23 protein-coding genes are annotated in these 25,388 nt (G+C 35.5%); 2 read left to right on the forward strand and 21 right to left on the reverse strand.

What is annotated here, in order from left to right:
* Nucleotides 1-39: 39 nt before the first annotated feature.
* The 10 genes from ccsA to C1N55_RS13045 form a co-directional block, all read right to left on the reverse strand.
* Nucleotides 40-867 carry a cytochrome c biogenesis protein CcsA gene (ccsA, locus tag C1N55_RS13000; protein WP_137729227.1) on the reverse strand — a complete coding sequence of 276 codons (828 nt, stop codon included), beginning with the start codon at nt 865-867 and terminating at the stop codon, nt 40-42.
* Nucleotides 868-1,197: 330 nt separating this feature from the next.
* Entirely contained in the window at nt 1,198-2,559 is a 1,362-nt protein-coding gene (gene hemA, locus C1N55_RS13005) for a glutamyl-tRNA reductase (protein ID WP_137729228.1), read from the reverse strand.
* Nucleotides 2,560-2,824: 265 nt separating this feature from the next.
* Nucleotides 2,825-3,406, reverse strand: coding sequence for a ribosome biogenesis GTP-binding protein YihA/YsxC (yihA, locus tag C1N55_RS13010; RefSeq protein ID WP_137729229.1), 582 nt, complete (start codon nt 3,404-3,406; stop codon nt 2,825-2,827).
* Nucleotides 3,407-3,409: 3 nt separating this feature from the next.
* Nucleotides 3,410-5,728 carry an endopeptidase La gene (gene lon, locus C1N55_RS13015; protein WP_137729230.1) on the reverse strand — a complete coding sequence of 773 codons (2,319 nt, stop codon included), beginning with the start codon at nt 5,726-5,728 and terminating at the stop codon, nt 3,410-3,412.
* Between the two features lie 282 nt (nt 5,729-6,010).
* A complete protein-coding gene (gene clpX, locus C1N55_RS13020; protein ID WP_137729231.1) occupies nt 6,011-7,279 on the reverse strand; it encodes an ATP-dependent protease ATP-binding subunit ClpX in 1,269 nt (422 codons plus the stop codon).
* A gap of 307 nt (nt 7,280-7,586) precedes the next feature.
* Nucleotides 7,587-8,879, reverse strand: a complete 1,293-nt coding sequence (gene tig / locus C1N55_RS13025) for a trigger factor (RefSeq protein ID WP_137729232.1) — start codon at nt 8,877-8,879, stop codon at nt 7,587-7,589.
* Between the two features lie 106 nt (nt 8,880-8,985).
* The gene (locus tag C1N55_RS13030; protein WP_137729233.1) at nt 8,986-9,984 is read right to left on the reverse strand and encodes a tetratricopeptide repeat protein; all 999 of its coding nucleotides are present in this window, start codon (nt 9,982-9,984) and stop codon (nt 8,986-8,988) included.
* 350 nt (nt 9,985-10,334) lie between these two features.
* Entirely contained in the window at nt 10,335-11,216 is an 882-nt protein-coding gene (locus C1N55_RS13035) for an NAD-dependent epimerase/dehydratase family protein (protein ID WP_137729234.1), read from the reverse strand.
* Nucleotides 11,217-11,230: 14 nt separating this feature from the next.
* The gene (locus tag C1N55_RS13040; RefSeq protein WP_137729235.1) at nt 11,231-12,280 is read right to left on the reverse strand and encodes a DUF4097 family beta strand repeat-containing protein; all 1,050 of its coding nucleotides are present in this window, start codon (nt 12,278-12,280) and stop codon (nt 11,231-11,233) included.
* Nucleotides 12,281-12,598, reverse strand: coding sequence for a PadR family transcriptional regulator (locus C1N55_RS13045; protein ID WP_137729236.1), 318 nt, complete (start codon nt 12,596-12,598; stop codon nt 12,281-12,283). It abuts the gene before it with no gap.
* 366 nt (nt 12,599-12,964) lie between these two features.
* Between C1N55_RS13045 and C1N55_RS13050 the strand changes: the two genes are divergently transcribed.
* Nucleotides 12,965-13,711: an SDR family NAD(P)-dependent oxidoreductase gene (locus tag C1N55_RS13050; RefSeq protein WP_137729237.1), complete on the forward strand. Its 747-nt coding sequence runs from the start codon at nt 12,965-12,967 to the stop codon at nt 13,709-13,711.
* 122 nt (nt 13,712-13,833) lie between these two features.
* Nucleotides 13,834-14,322, forward strand: coding sequence for a hypothetical protein (locus C1N55_RS13055; protein ID WP_137729238.1), 489 nt, complete (start codon nt 13,834-13,836; stop codon nt 14,320-14,322).
* Between the two features lie 42 nt (nt 14,323-14,364).
* Here C1N55_RS13055 and C1N55_RS13060 read toward each other — a convergent pair whose 3' ends face one another.
* The 11 genes from C1N55_RS13060 to C1N55_RS13110 all read right to left on the reverse strand — a co-directional run bounded on the left by C1N55_RS13060 (nt 14,365) and on the right by C1N55_RS13110 (nt 25,328).
* Nucleotides 14,365-15,006, reverse strand: a complete 642-nt coding sequence (locus C1N55_RS13060; RefSeq protein WP_137729239.1) for a PAQR family membrane homeostasis protein TrhA — start codon at nt 15,004-15,006, stop codon at nt 14,365-14,367.
* 310 nt (nt 15,007-15,316) lie between these two features.
* Nucleotides 15,317-16,597: an L-lactate MFS transporter gene (locus tag C1N55_RS13065; RefSeq protein WP_137729240.1), complete on the reverse strand. Its 1,281-nt coding sequence runs from the start codon at nt 16,595-16,597 to the stop codon at nt 15,317-15,319.
* A 681-nt stretch (nt 16,598-17,278) separates the two neighbouring features.
* Nucleotides 17,279-17,701, reverse strand: coding sequence for a universal stress protein (locus tag C1N55_RS13070; protein WP_240758294.1), 423 nt, complete (start codon nt 17,699-17,701; stop codon nt 17,279-17,281).
* A gap of 99 nt (nt 17,702-17,800) precedes the next feature.
* A complete protein-coding gene (locus tag C1N55_RS13075) occupies nt 17,801-18,658 on the reverse strand; it encodes a hypothetical protein (protein ID WP_137729241.1) in 858 nt (285 codons plus the stop codon).
* Between the two features lie 193 nt (nt 18,659-18,851).
* On the reverse strand, nt 18,852-19,673 hold the full coding sequence (locus C1N55_RS13080) for a C40 family peptidase (protein WP_137729242.1): 822 nt from the start codon (nt 19,671-19,673) through the stop codon (nt 18,852-18,854).
* 12 nt (nt 19,674-19,685) lie between these two features.
* On the reverse strand, nt 19,686-20,453 hold the full coding sequence (locus C1N55_RS13085; protein WP_137729243.1) for a serine hydrolase: 768 nt from the start codon (nt 20,451-20,453) through the stop codon (nt 19,686-19,688).
* A gap of 8 nt (nt 20,454-20,461) precedes the next feature.
* Nucleotides 20,462-21,394 (reverse strand): S66 peptidase family protein, encoded by a 933-nt coding sequence (locus C1N55_RS13090; protein ID WP_137729244.1) that lies wholly within the window; start codon nt 21,392-21,394, stop codon nt 20,462-20,464.
* A gap of 10 nt (nt 21,395-21,404) precedes the next feature.
* A complete protein-coding gene (locus C1N55_RS13095) occupies nt 21,405-22,346 on the reverse strand; it encodes an ATP-binding cassette domain-containing protein (RefSeq protein WP_137729245.1) in 942 nt (313 codons plus the stop codon).
* Nucleotides 22,339-23,397: an ABC transporter ATP-binding protein gene (locus C1N55_RS13100; RefSeq protein ID WP_370452527.1), complete on the reverse strand. Its 1,059-nt coding sequence runs from the start codon at nt 23,395-23,397 to the stop codon at nt 22,339-22,341. Before C1N55_RS13100 ends, C1N55_RS13095 begins: the two co-directional genes overlap by 8 nt.
* Nucleotides 23,398-23,409: 12 nt before the next feature.
* Complete coding sequence (locus C1N55_RS13105) at nt 23,410-24,384, reverse strand: ABC transporter permease (protein ID WP_137729247.1); 975 nt, start codon at nt 24,382-24,384, stop codon at nt 23,410-23,412.
* A complete protein-coding gene (locus C1N55_RS13110) occupies nt 24,384-25,328 on the reverse strand; it encodes an ABC transporter permease (RefSeq protein WP_137729248.1) in 945 nt (314 codons plus the stop codon). Before C1N55_RS13110 ends, C1N55_RS13105 begins: the two co-directional genes overlap by 1 nt.
* Nucleotides 25,329-25,388 lie beyond the last annotated feature (60 nt).

Below are 25,388 nucleotides of genomic sequence, written 5' to 3' on the forward strand. Positions count from 1 at the left end.
AGCCTACCTTTCTTCTATTGGAACACCTTACTAAATAAATTAATACCAAATGTGGAAGTTAGATAATTTACTTCCTAAAAAGAAATTAATCACTACTAGTAAAAAAGTATAAATTTGTGCCCAGGCAAAATTTAACCCCGTTAATTTCCCACTGTGGTGCAACACTAAAATCAATAAATAAATGATAGTAATAACAAACGACCCTAATATTTTTATATCAAAAATTGACAGCGCATCGAGTTTCAAAAACGCCCATTCAAGCCCTAAAAGCAGGCTAATAAATATAATTGGAACACCAACAAGAATCGAATAAAGCATCCACCTACTTGTCTGATGTAAATCTGGGAGCCTTGACCATAATTTCGTATACTTTTTCTGTTTTAATAATCTATATAAAATTAAATATAAAACAGAGAAAACAAATGATAGAGAAAAAGCTGCATATGAAAGTATGGCAAAGGAAATATGAATGAATAGCATCTCCGATTCAAGTGATTTCACCAGCGGATTCGATACCTGAGTTGGAGCAAATAAATGGATTGTGACAAAAACAAATCCTAATACATTAATAAAAAACACAGGTAAATCTACACGTGCGATACAATGTAAGAGAATAGAAAGTGTCACAAGTAACCAAGCATAAAAATAAATTCCTTCTGTTAATGAAAGAATTGGAAATCGTTTTGTTTCGACAATATACAATAAGAAGAAAATTGTTTGTAATACCCATACAATGGAGATTAACCAAAACCCAAATCGACGAATTTTTACACGTTTATAGAAAAAATCAATGAAATAGAAAACGATACCGGTTGCATATAGGACAACCATTATTTCATAAAGCCCAGCCATTGCTAATTGTGTCATTTCGCTACCCTTCTTCATCTTTTACAACTTTTATGAAGCTAATACCATATTTACAATTTTTGCTTAAAATTATGTAAAATTTCCATCTGCAAAAGCTATAACTGTCTAGCCCAACAATAATAAATTGTTGCATGTAAGCAAATTTGTAAAAATAGGCGTCCTCGTATCTATTATTTTAACATACAGATACGAAAACGCCTCAATTTCATAATCATTATTACGCCTTGACTAAATCGACACTAGTCTTATTTTATTAGTGTGAATCTACTATAGACTTGTACAAAAACTTTTGATTTAAGGATCAAATCTTCAAGCCCAGGTTGAATAAAATTAGAATGACAGTTTTCCATCTAAAACGGATGTTTTCTGTGAACTTTCAATAAACACTTTTTCTTTTTGTTGTTGCTCGTTCACTTCTTCAACAACTTCTTCTTCAATCCCAAAAATTTGTTGGAATAGTTGAAGCTGTTGATTTGCTTTTGGAGAATTTGCCAATTCCTTCGCTTGCAAAATTGGGTCCTTTAGCAATTGATTAATGATGGATTTCGTATGCTTATTTAAAATTTTCATTTCCCGCTCAGTTAAATTCGGCATTTTATTCTCAATGCTTGCCATCGTTTCCTGCTGGATCCGATTTGCTTTTTTACGCAATGCAGAAATCACAGGCACAACCCCAAGAGTAGCAAACCAATCCTTGAATTGAATGACCTCTTGTCCAATCATTTCCGTAATTTCTTTCGCAGCTTGTTCACGTTCTGCTAAATTCGCCTCAACAATTCCTTGTAAGTCATCGATATCATATAAGAAGACATTTGGTAAATCGCTGATATGCGGATCAATATCACGCGGTACTGCAATATCTACCATAAATAGTGGTTTTCCTTTACGTAAACGCTCTACAAATTGCATTAGTTCATAATCAATAACATAGTCGGTAGCACCTGTTGAACTAATTAATATATCCGCTTCTAATAACATACATTGCAATTCTTGCATTGATTTTGCATCCCCGTTAAATTTAGATGCAAGCTTCTCAGCTTTTTCAAACGTTCGATTGACAACTGTAACTTTGCCTACTCCATTGCCATAAAGATTCTGAATCGCTAGTTCACCCATTTTACCAGCGCCTAAAATAGCAACATGCTTATTTTTTAAAGAACCAAAAATCTTTTTAGCAAGCTCAACTGCTGCATAAGAAACGGATACTGCTTTTTCATTTATCGTTGTTTCGTTATGTGCACGTTTAGCAAAAGTAACAGCTTGTTTAAATAGATGATTATAAATTGTACCTGTTGTACCAACTTCTTGAGCATCCAAAAAGCTCTTTTTAACTTGTCCAAGAATTTGCGTTTCACCTAGCACCATTGAATCAATTCCAGATGTAACACGGAAGAGATGATGGAGTGAATCGTCATCTTCACGGATATAAAGATGCTCATCAAATTGCTCAACTGATATATCGAACCATTTAGCTAAAAATTGTTTAATATAATAACGACCTGTATGCAGTTGGTCTACCACTGCATAAATTTCAGTTCGGTTACAAGTTGAAACAATTACGTCTTCTAATATGCTTTTTTCTTTTTTTAATGCTGCCATCGCCTTCGGTAATTCACTCTCAATAAACGACAATTTTTCGCGAATTTCGACTGGCGCAGTTTTATAATTCAAGCCTACTACAAGTGTATGCATGAACTTACACCTCACACGATCTATTTCATAATTTCTATTCTAACATAAAGAAAGCGTTATCCACACTCATTTTGTGAACATGATATGAAATTATTCATCTTTTTTTAAATTAGAATGATTCTAAAGTAAGTGTAACAAATATTACATAATGTTTCAATAAGGATGACTTATAAAGAAATATTGCGAATATTTTATTAGCATAAAAAGACTTAATTAGACAAAATGCACTAGCGAGTCTTCACTAGTGCATTAAAGTATGTAAGCATTACATTCGTTTTTCAATTTCTTGCCAAGCTTGTTCAAATCCAAGCCCAGTTTCAGATGAGAAAACGATTAATGGATCATTTTTATCCATCTCTAATGTTTCTCTAACTACTTTTTTATGCTGATCCCATTTACCTTTTTTAATTTTATCGGCTTTAGTCGCAATTATAATTGCAGGGATGTTGTAATACTTTAAGAAATCATACATCATGATATCATCGTTTGTAGGTGGGTGACGTAAATCAATGATCAATACAACAGCACGCAATACACTACGCGCTGTTATATATCGTTCAATCATTTTCCCCCAGGCTTCACGTTCAGTCTTTGAAACTTTTGCGTAGCCATAACCAGGTACATCTACAAAAAACAATTGCTCTTCGATTTTATAAAAATTCAAAGTTTGAGTTTTCCCTGGTTTTGATGAAATACGAGCTAATGCTTTTCTCCCAATCATTTTATTGATAAATGATGATTTACCAACATTTGATCGACCAGCCAATGCAAATTCAGGAAGTCCATCCTCTGGATACTGCTCTGGCTTTACGGCACTGATGACCATTTCTACATTATGGACTTTCATTGTTTAAAAACCTCCAACAAGCGCTATTTTCAGCACTTCTTCTGCAGATGATACAGGCTTAAACGTAAGTTGTTCACGAATACTCTCTGGAATATCATCAATATCTTTTTCATTATCTTTTGGAATAATGATTGTTGTTAGTCCCGCACGGTGGGCACCTAATGATTTTTCTTTTAGTCCACCTATAGGAAGTACGCGACCACGCAAGGTAATTTCACCTGTCATCCCAACTTCACGTTTAATTGGTTTATTGGAAATTGCTGAAACCAAAGCTGTTGCCATTGTAATCCCTGCAGAAGGACCGTCCTTTGGCACCGCACCTTCAGGAACATGGATATGAATATCATTTTGATCAAAATACTCATTATCAATTTGTAGTTTATCGGAAAGTGAACGTACATAAGATAATGCTGTTTGAGCAGACTCTTTCATTACATCCCCAAGCTTACCTGTTAATATTAGCTTACCCTTACCTGGTGTTAAGGAAACTTCAATTTGTAGAGTATCCCCACCAACAGTAGTATACGCTAACCCGGTTGCCACCCCGATTTGGTTCTCTTCTTCTGCTTGGCCATAGTGGTATCGATGTTTCCCAAGCATTTCTTCTAAGACTTTAGGATTAACCGTTACACGCTTTTTCTCACCTGACACGATAATTTTGGCAGCCTTACGACATAACGCTGCAACTTGCCTTTGCAGATTACGTACACCAGCTTCACGTGTATAGTAACGAATCAAATCAATGATTGCTTCGTCTTTAATGACTAGCTGAGATTTCTTCAAACCATTCTCGCTGATTTGCTTTGGGATTAGGTGATTTTTTGTAATCATTGTTTTTTCAATTTCCGTATAACCAGCAATTGAAATAACTTCCATACGGTCAAGAAGCGGACCAGGAATTGTACTTAAATCATTCGCTGTTGCAATGAACATAACCTGCGATAAATCATACGGCTCTTCAATATAATGGTCACTAAAAGTACTATTTTGCTCAGGGTCTAATACTTCCAGCATCGCTGCAGATGGATCTCCACGGAAATCATTTGACATTTTGTCAATTTCATCAAGTAAAAAGACAGGATTGACTGTTCCCGCTTTTTTCATCCCCTGAATGATTCGACCTGGCATTGCACCTACATATGTTCGTCGGTGACCACGGATTTCTGATTCATCTCGAACACCACCAAGTGACGCACGTACGAAATTACGATTTAAGCTTTCTGCCACAGAGCGAGCTAAAGAGGTTTTACCAACTCCCGGAGGTCCTGCTAAACATAAAATTGGGCCACGAACAGAGTTCATCAGTTGGCGTACAGATAAATATTCTAAAATCCGTTCTTTTACTTTTTCTAATCCATCATGATCGCGATTCAGTATTTCTTCTGCATGCATAATATCAAGGCGATCTTCCGTACTTTCTTTCCACGGGATTGTTACTAGCCATTCAATATAATTTCGAATAACGCCACTTTCTGCACTGGCTGCAGGAAGCTTCTCATAACGATCTAATTCTTTAATAGCAACCTTTTCAGTCGATTCAGGCATACCAGCATTTTCTACACGCTTACGTAACTCTGCAACTTCACCTGTTTTGCCCTCTCTGTCCCCAAGCTCAGCTTGAATTGCTTTCATTTGTTCACGCAAATAATATTCTTTTTGCGTACGTTCCATCGCTTGCTTCACTTTGGAGTTAATCTTTTTCTCAAGGTTTAACACCTCTTGTTCATCGTGAAGACGGATAATTAGATGATCCAAGCGTTTTTTTACATTAAAAATCCCGAGTACTTCTTGTTTTTCTGCAACTTTAAATGGCAAGTGAGAAGCCACGATATCTGCAAGCCGACCAGGTTCTTCAATATCTAAGATTGAATCGATGGTTTCAGTCGTAATCTTGTTTGAGGATTTCGCATACTTTTCGAAATAACTGACAAGCGTTCGCATTAAAGCCTCAATTTCAGTATCCTTTTCCTTATCATCCTCGTGCACTTCTAAATCTACTGTTGTAAAGTCTTTTTGCTCTTGATAGTTACTCATCTTAGCACGACTTATACCCTCAACTAAGATGCGGAGAGTACCGTTTGGAAGTTTTAACATTTGCTTTACATTCACTAAAGTTCCAATTGAATAAAGCTCATCTTCTTTTGGTTGTTCAACACGTAAATCCCTTTGCGTTGCTAAGAAGATTTCATTGTCATTTAACATAGCATGCTCTAAAGCAGCTACTGATCTTGCTCTCCCTACATCGATATGTAAAACCATTGAAGGGTAAACTAATAAACCACGTAGTGGTAATAGTGGTATATTTTCGATTGTTTTACTCATGCGGGTATTCACCTCCATCCACGTTTTCCGAAACAACCCGCTTTGTTAGTATGTCTAAAATCTCAGACATTTCACTTACATAATCATAATAAATTTTGTAATAGTAATTACGATTCCATTAATTCATTTTATCCTACCTACTACTTATTATGTAAATAAATGCTCAAATTAGACTCCTTATGTATAAAGTTTATTTTGGAAGAAAGAGCTGACTTACGACAAGCGTTATTGACGCCAGTTCGAAGTCAGCTCTCCATCCTAACTATACTGAACTCAAGCTACTTAAGCTGAAGTTTTTTTATCGTTCTTTTTTAATTCAGTGCCATCAGCAAGAATTAATTTTGGTGTTTCTTTGTCTGTAATTGTTTCCTTCGTCACAATACATTTTACTATATCTTCACGGGAAGGAAGCTCGAACATCATATCTAGCATTGTCGCTTCAATAATCGAACGTAACCCACGGGCACCCGTTTTACGTTCAATTGCTTCTTTCGCAATTGCTATTAACGCCTCATCATTAAATTCCAACTCAACTTTATCAAGCTCAAGCATTTTTTGATATTGTTTAACTAGCGCATTTTTAGGTTCAGTTAAAATTTGAACTAGAGCGTCTTCATCAAGTTGTTCTAATGATGCTAAGACTGGTAAACGACCGATAAATTCAGGAATTAAACCAAATTTCAGTAAATCCTCTGGAATTAATTGTGAAAGAAGTGAAGCTTTGTCTTCTTCCATTTTCTTTGGATCTGAACCAAATCCAATTACTTTTCTACCTTGGCGACGTTTAATAATTTGTTCAATTCCGTCAAACGCTCCGCCAACGATAAATAGAATATTCGTTGTATCTATTTGTAAAAATTCTTGATGCGGGTGCTTTCTTCCACCTTGTGGAGGAACACTTGCTACCGTTCCTTCAAGAATCTTAAGTAATGCTTGTTGAACACCTTCGCCCGATACATCACGTGTAATAGAAGGATTTTCAGATTTACGAGCTACTTTATCGATCTCATCTATATAGATAATTCCTTTTTCTGCACGTTCAATATCGTAGTCTGCTGCTTGTATTAATTTTAGAAGGATATTTTCAACATCCTCCCCAACATAACCCGCTTCTGTTAGTGAAGTCGCATCTGCAATGGCAAATGGCACATTTAAAATTCGAGCTAAAGTTTGAGCAAGGAGTGTTTTCCCACTACCTGTTGGTCCAATTAAAACGATGTTCGATTTTGATAATTCTACATCATCAATTTTACTGTTCGAATTAATACGTTTATAGTGATTGTACACTGCAACAGCTAATGCTTTTTTGGCGCGCTCTTGTCCAATAACATATTCATCTAAAATCGATAAAATTTCTTTTGGTTTCGGGATTTCTTGAAAATCAATTTCTTCTTCGACCCCTAGTTCCTCTACAACGATTTCAGAACACAGTTCGATACATTCGTCACAAATGTATACGCCTGGTCCAGCTACTAGTTTTCTTACTTGTTCTTGTGGTTTTCCACAGAACGAGCACTTTAAATTGCCTTTTTCATCATTAAATTTGAACAATGTGCTTCACCCCTATTCAAGCAACAATCTTACAAGATTCTGTAATCATTATCAAATAAGTTGTTTTGTATAAGCTCATAATTAAAATATATTATAAGCATTTTTTGTCTATGTATTATTCAGTATGTCAGAATTAAAACATTAACTCCACTAAGAACTATTACTTTAATGTAAAAATTATTAACAATCTGAAATTTTCTAGTTTGAAAACAAGGTACGGTAATAGGCCGTACCTTGTTTATCAACTAATATTAAACTAACATCTTACATTTTTACAAGCAATTACATTATACTGTAAAAATGAATATTATTCAGTAATTTTTGCATTTTCAACTAAGAATTCTACTGTTTTTTGAGTACGAATATCGTTCTCTAAAATTTCAGTAGTTCCGCCTAGAGCACCTAAAATTTGGTCAGCTGTCATACCGAATTGACCAGACATTTTTTCTAACTCAGCTTTAACATCTTCTTCAGTTACTTCGATGTTTTCAGCTTTTGCAATAGCTTCTAGAACTAATGAAACGCGAACGCGGTTTTCTGCTTCTGGACGCATTTGTTCATGTAAAGCATGCTCGTCTTGACCAGAGAATTGGTAGTAAAGGTCTAAAGTCATTCCTTGCATTTGTAAACGTTGACCAAATTCTTCGATCATGCGGTGAATTTCGTTGTGAGTCATGCTTTCTGGAATTTCAATCTCTGCATTTTCAGCAGCTTTTTCAACTAGCTCATCGCGTAATGCACTTTCAACATCTGCTTTCTTTTGCTCAACTGTTTGTTCTTTCATTTTCGCACGTAATGCTTCTAAAGATTCTACCTCTGGGTCGATTTCTTTTGCAAATTCGTCGTTTAGTTCTGGAAGAACTTTTGTTTTAACTTCTTTAACAGTTACTTTGAAAGTAGCTTCTTTACCAGCTAACTCTTCAGCGTGGTATTCTTCTGGGAATGTTACAACTACGTCCTTAGCTTCGCCAGCTTTTAAGCCTACTAATTGCTCTTCAAATCCAGGAATGAATGATCCAGAACCGATTTCTAATGCGTAGTCTTCACCTTTACCGCCTTCGAATGCTTCTTCACCCAAGAAACCTTCGAAATCGATTGTAGCAGTGTCACCAGTAACGATTGCTGCATCTTCTTTGATTTCTAACTCAGCTTTACGAGCTAATTGCTCTTCAATTTGAGCTTCTACTTCTTCATCAGTTACGACAGTTTCGCCCTTTTTAACTTCTAAACCTTTGTAGTCACCTAGTTTTGGCTCAGGTTTTACAGTTACTTTTGCAGTGAAAGTGAAGCTTTCACCTTTTGCGAAGTTTTCAGTTCCATCGATTTCTGGGTAATCAACTGGAGTGATACCAGTTTCATCGATAGCATTTGAGTATGCATCTGGAACTAGAATTTCTAAAGCATCTTGGTATAGCGCTTCTACGCCAAAACGTTTTTCGAACATTGGACGTGGCATTTTACCTTTACGGAATCCAGGCACGTTGATCTCTTTCACTACTTTTGCAAAAGCTTTATCAATCGCTTTATTTACTTCTTCAGCCGGTACTTCGATTGTTAATGTACCAATATTACCTTCTTGTTTTTCCCACTTCGCTGACATATATAATACCTCCAAAATTAGTTTACAATTGTTAGACAAACCACTCGTATCTACGATTTTGACAACCATTTTAGTATAACATAGATACTCGCAGTTTCAACTTTTTTCATACTTCTTGTAGTTCTGTTAACTTTTCGAGAATCTGCAAAAATTCTACCAGCTCATAATCCATTTCTTGAACACTTCCAAACATCGTTCTTACTAAATCAATATAGCTAATCGCCACATCTTCAGTCTCATAATGCAACCATTCAAACGGATAAGTTACAATTGCATGTTTAGAAAGAAGATATTCTACCATTTCCAATGTAGAGGGATCTTTTTCTAATTTCCCGATGATGATTTTTGAAATTGCAATAAACTGAGGCATTTTTGTCGGCAATTCCATGACGGAAGGATTCACATACTTTTCTTGATTAAACTTACTTATCTTTAGGTTTACGTCCACTTGTTGCTCGACAAGTAAAATCAATACAATACTCTTAATAAAAGGATGTGTTGCTTCATTTTCGATAATGGCTTTTAAGTGCTTCACGATTGGTCGAATGTTCATTGTAGTTAGTTCATGTATTCTTGTTAGTTGTTTATTTGGTGATAGAGACATAAACTTTTCAATTTGGAATAATTCCTCATCTATTTCATTGACACTAGTCAAGGTGTCTTCCTGTTTTTTCGCATTGTCAGCAATGTTTGCATTTATGTCTTTTAACCGCTCAAATTTATCGATCTGTTCTTGGGGAATAGCCCCTTCCTCCAGTAATGATGTTATTATAGTTTCCACTTGTTTATATTGCTTTAGCTGCATACAAATCGTTAGATACAATTCCATTACTTCTAAATACATCGTTGGACCAATATTTAATAATTGTTCACAAACTTCCTTAGCTTTTTCAAAGGATTTTGTTTCATATAGCGAATAGGCATAAACACTAAGGGTTACTTCATCGCCTTCGGAATATTTTAATGCTTCTTCAAAGCTGTTATTTGCCAAATCATATTGGTAGTTTTCAACATATTCATGGGCACGAGCAATTAATTTTTCAACTGTACCAGGAAATATTACGACATTTTCGTATGTTGTGTATTTTTTTTGTTTCCTTTTCAAAACGTCTCACTCCCGGAAGTCAATTAGAAAACTTGAAATTATCGAAAAGCCCCATTTCGATAAGCATTTTTAATCTATGAAAGATAAATGAATTTTTTATTTCCTTATCTGCCAATGAAAATATTACCAGTCAATCCATTTTATTATTTTAACATTTTATATTCTATAGGAACAATCTATTTTACCATATACAAGTATTAACCTGTTTTTCCCGATTTTAATCGATGCCAATCGGGGACTAAAGTTTTATATTTAATAGGCGTAATTTGCTGGAATTTTAAAAGATGAAATCAAAAAAGCTACTTTTATAAAGAGTGACCTTTATAAAGTAGCACGATTATTAGGTATTCTTATTTTACTTGCTGAGATAATGTTTCCACAAGATCCGGCAGCCAAGCCTCTATTGACTGGCAAGTAAATCCTGCCTGAATCGATTTTGCCTGAGACATATACCAGTCTTTCGGAACTGCAAACGGAGATCTTGACTCCTCATCTCCAACAAGGGCTATTTTTGCTTTCTTCCCAACATTCCATTCAATCATTTCCATTAATTCTTTTAATGAATAGGTACCAGTTGAAGTTGCATTAAATGGTCCTTCAACTCCTGAGAACCCTGCGAATTGTAAAAAGCGTCCTGCATCGTCGGATAAAATATAAGACATGCGAGCCTCCATATTTAAGAAGCTAATGACTTTTTCTTCTGAAACCCTTTCAATATGAAAATGCAATCGTCTTGTATAATCGTCTTCACCTAAAACGATTGGAAAACGCACGGCAACAACAGGAAATTCAGCCTTTTGAAAGAATACCGCTTCGGCTTGACGTTTCCCTTCACCATAAGAGAAATCCGTTACACTTCCATTTCGAATCTCATAATTATATGGATCAAAATCTCCTTCAGAAAGATTGGCCCCTAAATCTAAATAAGTAGACATCGTGGAGGTGAATACATATTTTTTGGTATTCCCATTAAAAATTTCGCAAGCCGCCAATGCATCATTTGGTGAAAAACAAATATTATCGTAAATAATATCCCATTGTGAGTTTTTAAAGGTAGTTGCCAAATCACGTTTATTTGTTCGATCTACAATGACATGATCTACCTTATCTCCAAAAGAGTGCGCAGTTTTCCCACGAGTTGCAATTGTTACTTCATGCCCCTCTGCTACAAGTGTTTCCACTAGCTTTTTTCCAAAGAATCTCGTACCGCCAAATACTAAAATCTTTTTCACTATGTTATCCCCCTTTATGCTTCCTGCAAAACTGCTGTTGCTACCGTGATACGTCCATTATCAGTTTTGAAACGTATCGGTATTGAACCATCCCCAAATTCAAATTTCTTTCCTTTTTCTCCATAAACACTGACGCGACCAGAATCCGTCTTAACAGAAAGAGAGACATCATTTAACACTTCATCCGTTTTTAAAAGAATGCTTCCATTATCTGTTTTCCATTGCAATGGTTTTGTTACCTGAGGAATATATCCTTCAATCCTGCCGTTATCAGTAGTTGCCCAAATTTCTCCCATTACTTCATTTATTTCTATACGACCATTGTCAGTTGAAAGCTCAAACCTTTCAGCTCGGGAGTGATTTACGCTTACTCGCCCATTATCTGTTGAAGCAACGACATTTGTGAAATTTGAATCATTCAAGATAATTCGTCCATTATCCGATTTCGCTTTTAATGTTCTTGCCAATAATGATTTCATAAATATTTTCCCGTTATCCGTCTCGATTTTTATCTTTTTAGCCTGTAGTGATTCAATTTCAATTTTCCCATTCTCATTCACCATTGTTATTTTTTCATATAATTTTTGAGGCAGTTGAATTGTTACATCAACTGATGCTAAACCAAAGCTAAAATGAATAAAGAAAAATTTCTTAAAACCCTCTTCACGCTTGATGCGAATTTTCAATGTATTTTCGATAACTTCCATTGTAGCCTTCGTTTTCCCATCCTGATCTATCACATTAATAGTTGGTTTATCGTCCTCGGAAGGAATAACAGTTATATTTGCCTTATCAGCTTTAATGTCAACATTTTGAAAATACGGATTTACATCGGGATTCATTTCTACGTGCGAAACAAACTCTTCTTCTGAGTATGCAGCTAAAAGTTCCATTGCCAGCTCATCGACAGGCCCTAAAGATTCAACTATTGCTTCTTCATTTTTACCTTCTGCCCTACCATTAGCAAAATATTCTCTAAAGTCACGTAATATATCTTTTCGTTCGTCTTCCTTTAATAAAAATAATTCCTTCTCAAGTACTTCTAGAAATTTTTCCTCAGACATTTACTTTTCCTCCCCCTGAATTAATTCATTTACACCTTTACTAAAGTTCTGCCACTCCTCACGAAGTTCCTTTAAATTCCCTTTGCCTAAAACTGTAATTTGATAATATTTACGTGGTGGTCCTTCAGTTGATTCTTTTAGATATGTTGTAAAATATCCCTCCGACGTTAGTCTTCTTAATAGTGGATAAACAGAACCCTCTGAGATCTCTATCTGATTTGAAATAGCTTGAACTAGTTCATAACCATACATATCTTGTTGATCTACAAGAGCAAGGACACATAAATTTAATACACCCTTCTTAAATTGAACGTTCAAGTTCTTCACCTCTTCCACTACTGTTCATTATACAGTAGTGTATCATGCACGTATTATTCATTGCAAGGTACTAACTAATATTTATCGAAAAATTCAGATACTATTACTTCTAAATTGTGAAATTTATTTGATAATGAATAATAATTAGCATCAAAACTACTCTAGTTTAAGTTAGTACTGCAACGGGAATGTAAACGTGTGTACATACATTATTTATGTATGGCCAGCCATCTTGCACTATAAGACGAGAGATATGCAGATACAAGAAAGTGGTTGCTTCATAATATCCGAGTCAACCACTTTTCTTTTTAGGACAATTTCATGTATTTTATGATTATCCAATAAAAATAAAAAAGTAGGGATATTATGTTTGTAGATAAAACTGTTATCATCACTGGGGCCGCCATGGGGATTGGAAAAGAAGTTGCAACTCAATATGCACAGGCTGGTGCTTCTGTTGTTATGGCAGATATAAATGAAGAACTAGGTCAATCCATTGCGAAAGAACTTGTTAGTAATGGCTACAAGGTTATTTTCGTTCCAACCGATATACGCAAAGAGCAAGACGTTATTCATTTAATGACATCTGCTGTCGAACACTTTAAAACGATTGATATTCTCATTAACAATGCCGGTATTTTCAAATCAATTTCACCTTATGATATTCCGATGGATATATTTGATAATATCATCAATACAAATTTACGAAGTGTCTTTTTGTGTTCAAGAGAAGCTGCTAAGTTTATGAGATTAAATTCAAAAGGTGGCTCAATTGTATCCTTAGCTTCAACACGTGCATTTATGTCAGAACCTAATTCTGAATCCTACGCTGCAACGAAAGGTGGAATTGTTGCACTTACCCATGCACTTGCCAGTTCGCTTGGAACTGATTCAATTCGGGTAAACTGTATTTCGCCAGGTTGGATTGAAACCGGTGATTATGACGATTTAAGAGAGATAGACCATCTCCAACATTTTTCTGGTCGTGTAGGAAGACCGGATGATATTGCACGTGCTTGTTTTTATTTAACAGATGAAAAGAATACTTTTGTTACAGGCATGAATTTGACAGTTGATGGCGGGATGACAAAAAAGATGATTTATGAAGAATAAAGTGAAGTTGATCGACTAACACCTCTTAGTTAGTCGATTTTTTTGACTTCAGATTTAATAGCAACATTATAAATATACGCATATATTACAAATAGCTTATATCGGGAAAGGAGTTAGCGAACATGAATCCTCCCAAAACAAATTTTTCTAAACCAAAAATCTTTCTTAACCCCCAATCAGATAGTCATGTAAATCAAGACTCTTACAATATCTCGTATTTGGACGAGAAAATTAGTACCGATTTAAAACAAATCATTGAAAAACAAGCAATACTGGAACAATCACTCATTAAATTTCACCAAATAATTAATAATCTCATGCTAAATACAAAATACTCAACTAATCTTTTAAGTAGTCACTTAAAAATTCTTCAAAACACAATGATTGAACTGATGAATAAACCTGTTCAAAATGAAGAGTTCCTTAAAATCATGAGGAAAACTGTGCCATCAAAGAACATAAAGAAAATCTATGTAAACGGCTCCCCCATTGAAGTCAGTGCTTTGCTTGATTTCCATGAACGTAAAAATTCAGTAACCTTTTTAACACCGGATAATCACACATTAATAGTGGATATAACACAGATAAATGGATTTGAACTACAGCAATAAAAAACCTGTACAGATCTCATGTAGGAGTTGTACAGGTTCGTTCTACATATAAAAGTAAACTGTAAGATACATAAACAAGCTACCACCCATTACAAACACATGCCATATCGCATGATTGTATGGGATTTTCTTATTTTTATAAAAATAAGTTCCAATTGTATAACTTATACCCCCTGCTAGAAGAAGGAGAAATCCGTTCATAGTAATAAATTCCAACATCTGCTTATAAAAGACAATCGCAAGCCACCCCATACCTAAATAAACAAGGAGTGATAACCTTTGAAATCGGTGTACAAAGTACATTTTAAAGACAATGCCTATTAGTGCCAATCCCCACTCTATGGAAAAAATTATCCACCCTGATTTACCTCCAATCGCTATTAAGGCAACTGGTGTATAAGTCCCTGCAATCATCAGAAATATCGAGCTATGATCCAGCTTTTTCAGAAAACTTTTATGTGTAGGCCATGCGTGATACATAGTTGATGCCGCATATAAACAAAACATAGAAATACCAAAAATAAGATAGCTAACAAATTCAATAGATGAGCCTTCAACACGCGCTTTTTGAACCAAAAGTAAAGTAGCTGGGATCGAAAGAATTGCACCTATTCCATGACTTATTGAATTCAATAGTTCTTCCTTCTTGCTATAACTACTCTGAACAGCCGTCAATTGTGCCATTTTATTCACCTCATGTTAATACTATCTCATAATGATTCAAATACAAGAATAGTTAGTTGTAACAAATTTCAAATGATATTTGTCATAGAACTTTCAAAGTCTCATTTGATAAAAATAGATATAAAAATTTTACACAAAATGCTCTTTTTGGTCAAAATTACAATAAAATCTCTTAATCAAGTTGACGAGTTACAAAGATTGTATTACAGTTTTCACGAATAACACCTTGTTATATAACAAAACTTACTAAAAAAACCGAATAAGGACATGTGCGAAATGTCCAATATTCGGCAGTTTAACTAATTTTCTATTAAGATGTTGTAGTTGAAAGATCTGCAACAGAATCTTTTTTATTTTGTTCTAAAGATTTTTTCTTTTTATTTACATCAGCACGTAGCAATAATGAAATTAGAAGTGAAACTGCAATCAGACCAGTAAATAGATAGAACACTGGAATATAGCTATCATACATATTTTTCACTGTACTAACGATGATTGGACCAAAAACGCCACCTAAAGACCATGTTGTTAATAGATAACCATGGATTACTCCAAGCTGCTTTGTACCAAATAAATCACTTGCATATGCAGGTAGGTTAGAGAATCCACCGCCATAACAACTTACTACTAAGAAGATGAATAATTGGAAGATGATAACGTTTGTTGTATACGGTAATACTGCAAATGTGATAACTTGAATTGTAAAGAAGATAACAAAGATATTTGTACGACCAATATAGTCAGAGAATGCTGCCCAGATTAATCGGCCACCACCATTAAATAATCCCATTACACCAACCATTGTTGCAGCTCCAGCAACAGATAGCCCTACAATTTCTTGAGCCATTGGTGAAGCAACAGAAATCATCATAATACCTGCCGTTACATTCACTAAGTGCATGGACCAAAGCATCCAGAACTGTCTTGTTTTAACAGCTTCTTTTGCAGTCATTTGCGCTAAATCTTGTTTTACTTTTTTCTCACCAGATTCAGTTGCCTTCTTCATTCCTTCAGGCATAAACCCTTTAACTGGAGGTGCAATATAAGAAGCCCCTAAAATCATTAAGATAAAGTAACTTACCCCTAAGATAAAGTAAGTAGTTGAAATCCCTACACCCTCCATTAAATTTGCTGCTACAGGAGCAGTAATTAAAGCACCTGATCCGAACCCTAATACAGCCATCCCTGTTGCTAATCCGCGACGATCAGGGAACCATTTTACTAAAGTCGATACTGGAGCAATGTATCCGATACCCATACCTAAACCACTTAAAACTCCGTATGTTAACCAATATAACACAACAGAATCCATGAGTATTGCTAAACCAGCACCTGCTTGTCCAGCTCCAAATAATACAGCAGCAACCATTGCTGATTTTCTTGGGCCCATTTTTTCTACTAAACTACCAAAAAGTGCTGCTGCAAAACCAGCAAGACCCATCATAATTGTAAAGGCTACAGTAACGTTCGTTTCACTCCATCCCATCTCTGTTACGATTGGAAGTTTATATACACTGTAGGCATACGCCCCTCCAATTGATAGATGAATTGCTATGGCAGAAAGAGCGATTAACCATCGATTTTTCTTCATAATTCTCTTTTAGCCCCTCTCTTTGTAAATGTGATAAAGTTGTGAACAACTCTATCTCAAGATAACATTTACAAAATGTGAAATGCAATAGTTTTTTCAAAAAAATTATTTGTGTAAAAGAGATTTTTTCTGCATTTCATAGAAAATATGAAGATAAGCGCAATTCCCCTACTTATATAGAAGTAGAAAAATCATTCAAAATTGCTTTCATCCTATAATTCAACGGAACCATGCAAGCTCTTGTTATAAAACAGTTAAAACCTTCACAAAACGACATTTACAGAGATTTTAACACAGATATTAGAGTAGAATTTAAATGCATTTAAAAGTAAATTGCATACATTTTGTAGAATAAATAATATACAAATTATTTATTAATGGAACATCTCGCCAATTTATATACCCTTCCTATTTATGCTATTACATAATAGCTCTATGATATATCAGAATAATTTTTATACCACGAAATTCACGAAACAAAATTATTCCGCTATTATGTAGAATAATTTTTCATAAAAGAGAAAATTTCAATTCCAGATTTTAAAATTTCTTAATCAATTGAATAATTTTGTTGATTGTTGATGGAATACATTTCTGATACAAAACTCCATTATACAAAAAACACCCATTTCCTGAAGAAATAGATGTTCATGTTCTTTATAAAGATATAGCTAGTTTTTGTTACCGAACAAGTTGTACGTCACAGCTTGCTAAACGTACAATACTTTCTGCCACTGATCCAATGACCATTTTTTCAAGATTATTAGCTCCTGTTGCTCCGCAAATCAGCAATTCGACACCAGAAAGGTCTGTTAAGATTTCCTTTGGGGAGCCCTCTTTGACAACAACATCAACAACCGGAACTCCTGCAGCAACAACTTGATTTTTTAGCTGATCCATCTTTGTTAAACTTTCTTGTTTTAATTGTTCAGCGTAATTTAAGTCATAGGCAGAAATAGAACCAAAGGATTTTGTATCAACTACGTTTACTAATTGAATGGTTGCATCATTATCTTTCGCTACAAGAATTGCACGGTCAAGAGCTTTCATTGACTGCTTTGAAAAATCAATTGCTACTGCAATTTTTTGATAATGCTTTATCATAATCGCCCTCCAATATTATCATTATTTCATAGTACCCATTATTATTTAAAATAAACGAAAAATAATGTAATTTTCGGGTAAACACTTAATTTTTATATCTTAACTTAGAGCTACTGCTTTTAGTTTTCTTGCCAGATTATAGAGATCTTCGCCATCCACTTTAAAATCAGTTCCCATCGAAACGGATAACTCGAAATGATTGTCTTTCGTCATCCGGACTTCTCCAACTCCAATAAAATTAACTGTTTTCACCCGATTCAACCATTCTTTAATTGCCCAAAATTTATTTTCATAGCTTTTATTTAAAGGGTCTTTTTGGAAATTATCCAAAAAGACAATTGTCATTTCCATATCTTGATAACCAATGATCATTTCAGCAGCTGAATCAAGTAATTCGATATCTTTTATCAATCCCTTAACAATTCTATTTTTCCCAATATCGGCAGGTCCAATTTCATGGACAAATCTTGATAAAAGTTTTTTTCCTTTAACAGGAGAAAAATCTTCAGCAATTGTCCCACCAAAAAGCGTCATTTGCGCTGATTCAAAAGCATTCGATTTCACTTTACGTTGGCTGATTTTTTTAATCACTGCAGAATCTTGTTCATTCTTCGGAATATTTTGTTCATCCATGACCATTGATTTGTAAGCTCTCATTAATGCATTCTGTTTATGTCTCTTACTAATATTGACCGAAATTTCCATGTCCTTGCCACCAATTTGACGAATTCCTTCCCGCTCTAGATTGTATGGGCAAGTTGGAGTGTGATTGCTATATCTCCAAGTTTTATAATACCCTTTCTTCCCGCTACTATAGGATAATTTAGCAGGGCAATTCTCAGTAGGGCAATATAGCTTGCCCTTATATGCAGCAATATATTTCTTTTTGGTCATTAGTCTAATAGGTATCATCTTCATGTCATCTTCTGTTACGAATCTCGCTTTTGATATTCGCATAAAAATACCTCCAATGAATTGAATTTAGTTTTTACATTGTCAACTACATTTAATTGAAAGAACGCAACTAATCAAAAGACTTATAACCACAATCGTTCGATGCCCTTTTGCAAGACTAGGGAATTGTTATACTTTTCTCTGACGAAAAAAGCACACCATCTTTCGAACATTGATGATGTGCTTCTAGCTGTCATTATTTTTCAGGAAATAAGCTTCCTACTGCCGTAATTGTTGTAGCTAAATCTTCCCGATAATGGGGATGTTCTTTATTTAGACTATTAATGCTTACTTCATTTCCTCCAAGTGAAGAGTGTACATATAAATCGTCACCCATATACATGGCAATATGTCCAGGGAAGTATAAAAGATCCCCTTTTTGTATTTGCTCCATGCTGATTTCTTTGATAGGGAAGCCATCCATAATTTTGGCATCCCGATAGATTGTTACCCCATTTAACATATACGCCATTGAACATAGACCAGAACAATCTATGCCTAAAGGGGATTTCCCACCCCATCGGTAGGGTGCTGTGAGGTAACATAGTGCTGTTTTTACCACTTGATCTCTAAAAACCGCTTCTGAAACTCCTTTAAATTCAACCTTTTCTTTTATCCATTGTTTTCGGGTATACCCTATATCACCTGATGCTAATTGAATCATTGCCCACTCTTTATTCAGGTCTGCATTCGGCAATACTTGAACAATTGAGCCTTTAACAAGTGTTTCAAGTTTTGTACTTTGTATTTTTGGCTCCTGCAATACATCTGCAAAGGCTTGATAAATAACGGAAGTAGCATCCTTTTGCCATGCTTTAACCTTGTTTATGTCGACTAATAAGTCCGAGCCCTTACAAAACCCTTCATAGCGATAAGGAGTTTTCACATAAACCCAATCATTTTCTCGCTGTTCTACTATTTCTACGATCATGCCATATAATCCTTCATCAATTAACTCGGAGTTGGCATTTGGCTCTGAATGTAAATTAGCGACCATCGATTTGATAATTGCCTTCAAAAGAATCTCCCCCTATCCTAAATGGCCATATATTATCCTGGAAATCTTCCCAATGATTTGTTTCGCTTCTTCGTTATTTGTATGCTCAGTGACAAAAACACCAATGATATAATCATTCTTCTCGGTAAAAACAATACCAACATCATGTTCAACAGTCTCTAAACTACCTGTTTTATGAGCGATCTTTATATCGTCAGCAATATATCTTTTTAATGAATCGTTGATACGTTGTCGACTTAATATATTAATTACTAACTCACTATGTTTCTTTGATAATAGCTCGCCTCGATAAATTGCTGTAAAGAGTAATGCCATATCTTTAGCCGTCGTTGTATTGTCAAAGCCACTCTCCAGTTGAACAAAATCCATCATCTTGCGCCTGATTCTTGTATGCCCTAACCCAATTTTTATAAAATACTGATTTAACTTCTCAAAACCCAATAAATCTATGAGAACATTTGTCGCTGTATTATCACTTACAATAATCATCCATACTAACAACTCATGTAAGGTAGCTTCTTCTGCTTCTAGTTCTGTTAACACACTAAATTCAACTCGATTATCTGGAGTAATTTTAACCATCTGAGAGATTGATTGATTTTGATTTTCCAAATGATCAAGTACAGCTAATAGAATTGGAACTTTTATCAGGCTAGCACTAGAGAAAACATCATTTATATCTTTAGATAAAAGCAATTCATTCGTTCTAGCATCGTTTACTATTAATTTAACATTATTGTTAAGTTGTTCTCCTAAAAAATTTTGAATGTCTTTTTCCATCATTGCCCCTATTCAATTACTTCGATTATTTTTGTTTCGGTATTAACAGTAATTGTTCTACCTAAGGGAAGTGACATCGTCGGTAAGCAATGTCCACAGGCAATATCCATTAAAATCGGTTTATTCAATGGAACAAGGATCTCCTCAAAGATTGTTTTTAGACGTAAACTATGCTCTGGACGATTAGCATCTTGTGGCCCACAATTTGTCCATGCACCTAATAAAATACCAACGGCATCATCTAGCTTGCCTGATAGCTTAAGTTGAGTAAGCATTCGATCTACACTTCGTTCATATTCATCTATATCTTCTAAAAATAGAATTTTACCCTTTGTATCTATTTCATATGGTGTTCCAAGTGAGGCGGTTACTAATGTTAAATTCCCTCCGACCAGCTGACCTGTAGCTTTTCCCGGAACAAGTGTTGTCATTTCTTGATTAGATGGATTCGCTAAGTAATAATTCTTGTCTTCTGTCAAAGTAACACTTTTCAAAAATGACGACCAAGTGTATTCATCCATCTCTGGTTTAATGAATTCTGTAGAGGGCATTGGGCTATGGTATGTTACTAAATCGCATAGCTGGTTAAAAGCGATATGTAATGCTGTCACATCACTATATCCAGCAAATACTTTTGGATTCTGTTTAATCATCTCATAATCCAGTAATGGTAATATTTTGGTCGCTCCATAGCCACCTCGAATGCTAAAAATTCCATCTATTGACGGATCACCGAACATTCGATTTACATCTTTTGCACGAAGTTCGTCGCTCCCCGCTAAATAACCATGTCTTTCTCTGCATGAATCTCCTACAACCACTTTATAACCTAGTTTTTCAACTGCTTCAACTGCATGAGGCAAGCTTTCTGGAGGTGTAGCACTTGAAGCACCAATTAGACCAATTGTATCTCCCTTTTTTAAAGCTTTTGGAATCTTCATAAAATATATATCACACTCCTATTGTAAACGTTGTACGATAACGTGAGATTTCTTCTTCATTGGCAAGCACAAAATGACCTTCCTCTATTTCTACAAATGAAGGAGGGTCCAGCACATAGTTATGCTGCGTGGGGTCATAAATTTCAATTGTTTTTGCACGCTCTTTATAAGGATTCGGCTCCGGAACAGCCGAAATAAGAGCTCTTGTGTATGGGTGAATTGGTTTAGAGAAAAGTTTCTCGGTTTCCGCTAATTCTACAATTTCCCCTTTATAAATAACTGCTGTTCGATCAGTAATAAAACGAACAATTGATAAATCATGGGCTATAAACAGATAAGTTAAATCGTTTTGTTTTTGTAAATTTGATAATAAATTTAATACTTGCGCACGTATCGAAACATCTAGTGCCGAAATTGGTTCGTCCGCAATAACAAATTCCGGCTCCATTACCAAGGCACGGGCAATCCCAATCCTTTGCCGTTGACCACCTGAGAACTCGTGTGGAAAACGACTTGCAAACTCTGGAAGTAACCCTACTTCTAACAGGGCATTTCGAACTATTTCCAAACGCTCGGCATCGCTTTTATATCTTTTCGTATTAACTAATCCTTCTGAGATGATATAATCAACCTTTGCTCGCTCGTTTAAAGATGCCATAGGGTCTTGAAAAATCATCTGAATCTTTTGAGTGATTTCTCTGTCCCAATCCTTTGATATCTTGCCATTAATCGGATTACCCTTAAATAATATCTCGCCACCTGTTACTTCATTAATTCGCATAATGGAACGACCTATTGTGGTTTTTCCTGAACCCGATTCCCCTACAAGCCCAAATGTTTCGCCTTTATAAATTTCAAAACTTACATCTCTGATTGCCTGGAATTTATTTTTTCCTTTCCCAAAGGTAACATTTAAATTTTTCACTTCCAGCAATACTTCTCTATCATTCATAAGCGTAACGTCTCCCCTCTTCAAAGAATGCTTGTAAGCTTTGTGGAGGATCTACTTTTGGTGCATCTGAATGCAGTAACCAAGTTTTTGCAAAGTGCGTTTCTGTTACTTTAAAGAAAGGAGGACGTTCAACAAAATCAATGTTCAATGCATATGGATTACGAGGTGCAAACGCATCACCTTTTATCTCCTTAAAGAGATTTGGTGGTGTTCCTTTAATCGAGTATAACTCTTCTCCTTTAGCTCCTAATTGAGGTAAAGAGGATAGAAGAGCCCATGTATACGGGTGTTTTCCATCAAAGAATACTTCATGGGTTTTACCAACTTCGATAATATCACCGGCATACATAACCGCAATGCGATCAGCTACCTTTGCAACAACCCCTAAATCATGGGTAATGTAGATTGTTGTTAGTCCATACAGTTCTTGCAGATTTTTTAAGAGCTGTAAGATTTGGGCTTGAATTGTCACATCAAGAGCAGTTGTAGGCTCGTCACAGATCAATATTTTCGGATTACAAGCTACTGCAATGGCAATGACGATTCTTTGTCGCATCCCACCTGAAAACTCATGCGGATATTGCTTATAGCGTTTTTCAACATCATGGATTCCCACATCAGTAAGCAGCTTTAATGTTTGGTCATATGCCGCTTTCCCTTTTAGGCCTTGGTGTAGGACTACACACTCTTCAATCTGTTTTCCTACGGTTTTTAATGGATTAAGTGAAGTCATTGGATCTTGTGTGACCATTGCAATTTCTTTTCCTCGAATTTTAAGCCAATCCTTTTCTGTACTAAACTCCGCTAAATCGTAATCCTTATAAAGAATTTTCCCTTGATCAATAAAACCATTCTTGTCCAATAAACCCATAATGGATTTTACAAGGACAGACTTGCCCGAACCTGATTCACCTACAATTGCTAAACTCTCCCCTTTGTAAAGATCAAGAGAAATATCACGAATTGCTGTAAGCACTTGGCCACGCAGTTTAAACTTTATGATTAAATTTTGAATAGATAAAATGCGTGACTTTGCGTTGTTGTCTTCCATCGCCATCCTCCTCTACACGTGATTTTTTGGATCTGCTGCATCCGCAAATGCATTACCTATAATATAGAAAGCAATCGTTATAATACTTAATACAACACTCGGGAAAATTAATTGATAACGTAAATCTGGTGACATCATTAATACACGTCCTTCATTGATTAAGTTCCCTAATGATGGTTCACTAATTGGCAAGCCTAGACCGATATACGTTAAAAACACTTCTGCGCCAATAGCAAACGGAATCGCTAAACTCATTCGAAGCATTATAACGGAGATTAAATACGGCAGTAAATTCTTTAGGATAATTCGATAGCTTGGCGTCCCTAAACATTTTGATGCCAGGTTATACTCACGGTCTCTTAATATCACAATTTGATTTCGAATAAATCTCGCCATCTCCACCCAGCCAGTAATACACATAGCTATAATGATGGTTGAAATGCTAGGTCGCAAAATATAAGACATTAAAATCAAGACGATTGTTGTCGGTATATTTTCAACAATGTTATAAACTTGTGTAATTGGTGCTTCAAGTTTCCTAGAAAAGCCCCAAAGTGCACCAACTGAGATTCCTACTACCACTTCTGCCAAAGCAACAACAAAGCCTATAAATAGAGAGGTCCTTGTTCCAGCCCAAATTCGCGACCATAAATCTTGTCCGATTGAATTCGTTCCAAACCAGAAATCCGAACTCGGCGCAATGTTCCGAGCTTGGGAACCCGTTTGTTCATCTATATAAATCTCTGTTGGTGATTTTTGAAATGGTAGATATGGTTGAACGATAACAAAAGTAATAATCAGCCCGACTACTACTAAAAGAAAAACAGCCACACGATTTTTTAAAAACGATTGCCATGTTGAACGCCAATAGGAATAATTTGAATAACCTGTTTGCTCAGCCTTTTGTTCATCGACTACGGCAAAATCAAATAGCTTCTCGTTTGACTTTTGTGAAATATTCGAAATTTCTTCTGAATAAATTCCCATTAACGCACTCCCCCTCCTTTACCAAGCTTGATTCGAGGATCAACAAGTGCCATCGCTAAATCGCCTAAGAACAATCCAATAATTCCAAGAGAGGAGAATATCAAAACTAGACCTTGAACAACGGAATTATCTTGACGTTGAATTACATCAACAAGTAAACCGCCCATCCCTGGAATTGAATATAAGGATTCAACATAAATAGAACCTGTAATAGTAAACAAAATTGTTGCTGGCAAGTACTGTGCCATAGGAATAAAAGCGTTTCGCATCACGTGCTTAAACATTAATGTACGTTCCTTTACCCCTTTAGCTCTCGCTAGTTTAATGTAATCTTTGTTTAGCTCATCGACCATGTAACGACGCATCCACATTGCATATGAGGCAGTAGGAGCCAATGCCATGGATGTTAAAGGCAAAATCCAACTTGCAGAATTATATTCATCAAACAACATAGGTAAATTGAAAATATCCGTCACATACATTTGGATGAAAATATAATAAACAGCAGCCGGTACAGCAACAACGAATACAATGTATCCTGTACCTAAACGGTCTAGCCATCGTCCTTTCATATGGGCCATTAAAATTCCTAAAGGAACCCCAACAATTAGCGACAGTGCAACAGCGCCAAGTCCAAACAGTAACGAATACATTATCTTTTCAGATATGATGGTAGTTACTGGGACATCCGTACGATATGTAACAGAAGTTCCTAAATCACCTTTTAATAAGTCTGAATAGAAATTCCCTAATTGAACAATCAATGGGTCCCGAAGCCCTAAATTTGTTAAATATACTTCCTGTTGTTCTGGTGACATTTTCTCAGCTGCAGCTCCTAAGTATCCTTCTTCAGGCATTAGGCGTAGTAATGAGAAAACAATGGTAATGATGATGAATAGCGTTAATACGGATTGCAACAATCGTTTTCCTATATACCACAACATATTCTAACCCCCCAACAAATTAAGCCAAAGAATGAAGGAAGGAGATGCCAAAGGTGGTCT

Origin of the sequence: Lysinibacillus sp. SGAir0095 (assembly GCF_005491425.1) — a bacterium.
Classification (GTDB): Bacteria; Bacillota; Bacilli; order Bacillales_A; family Planococcaceae; genus Ureibacillus.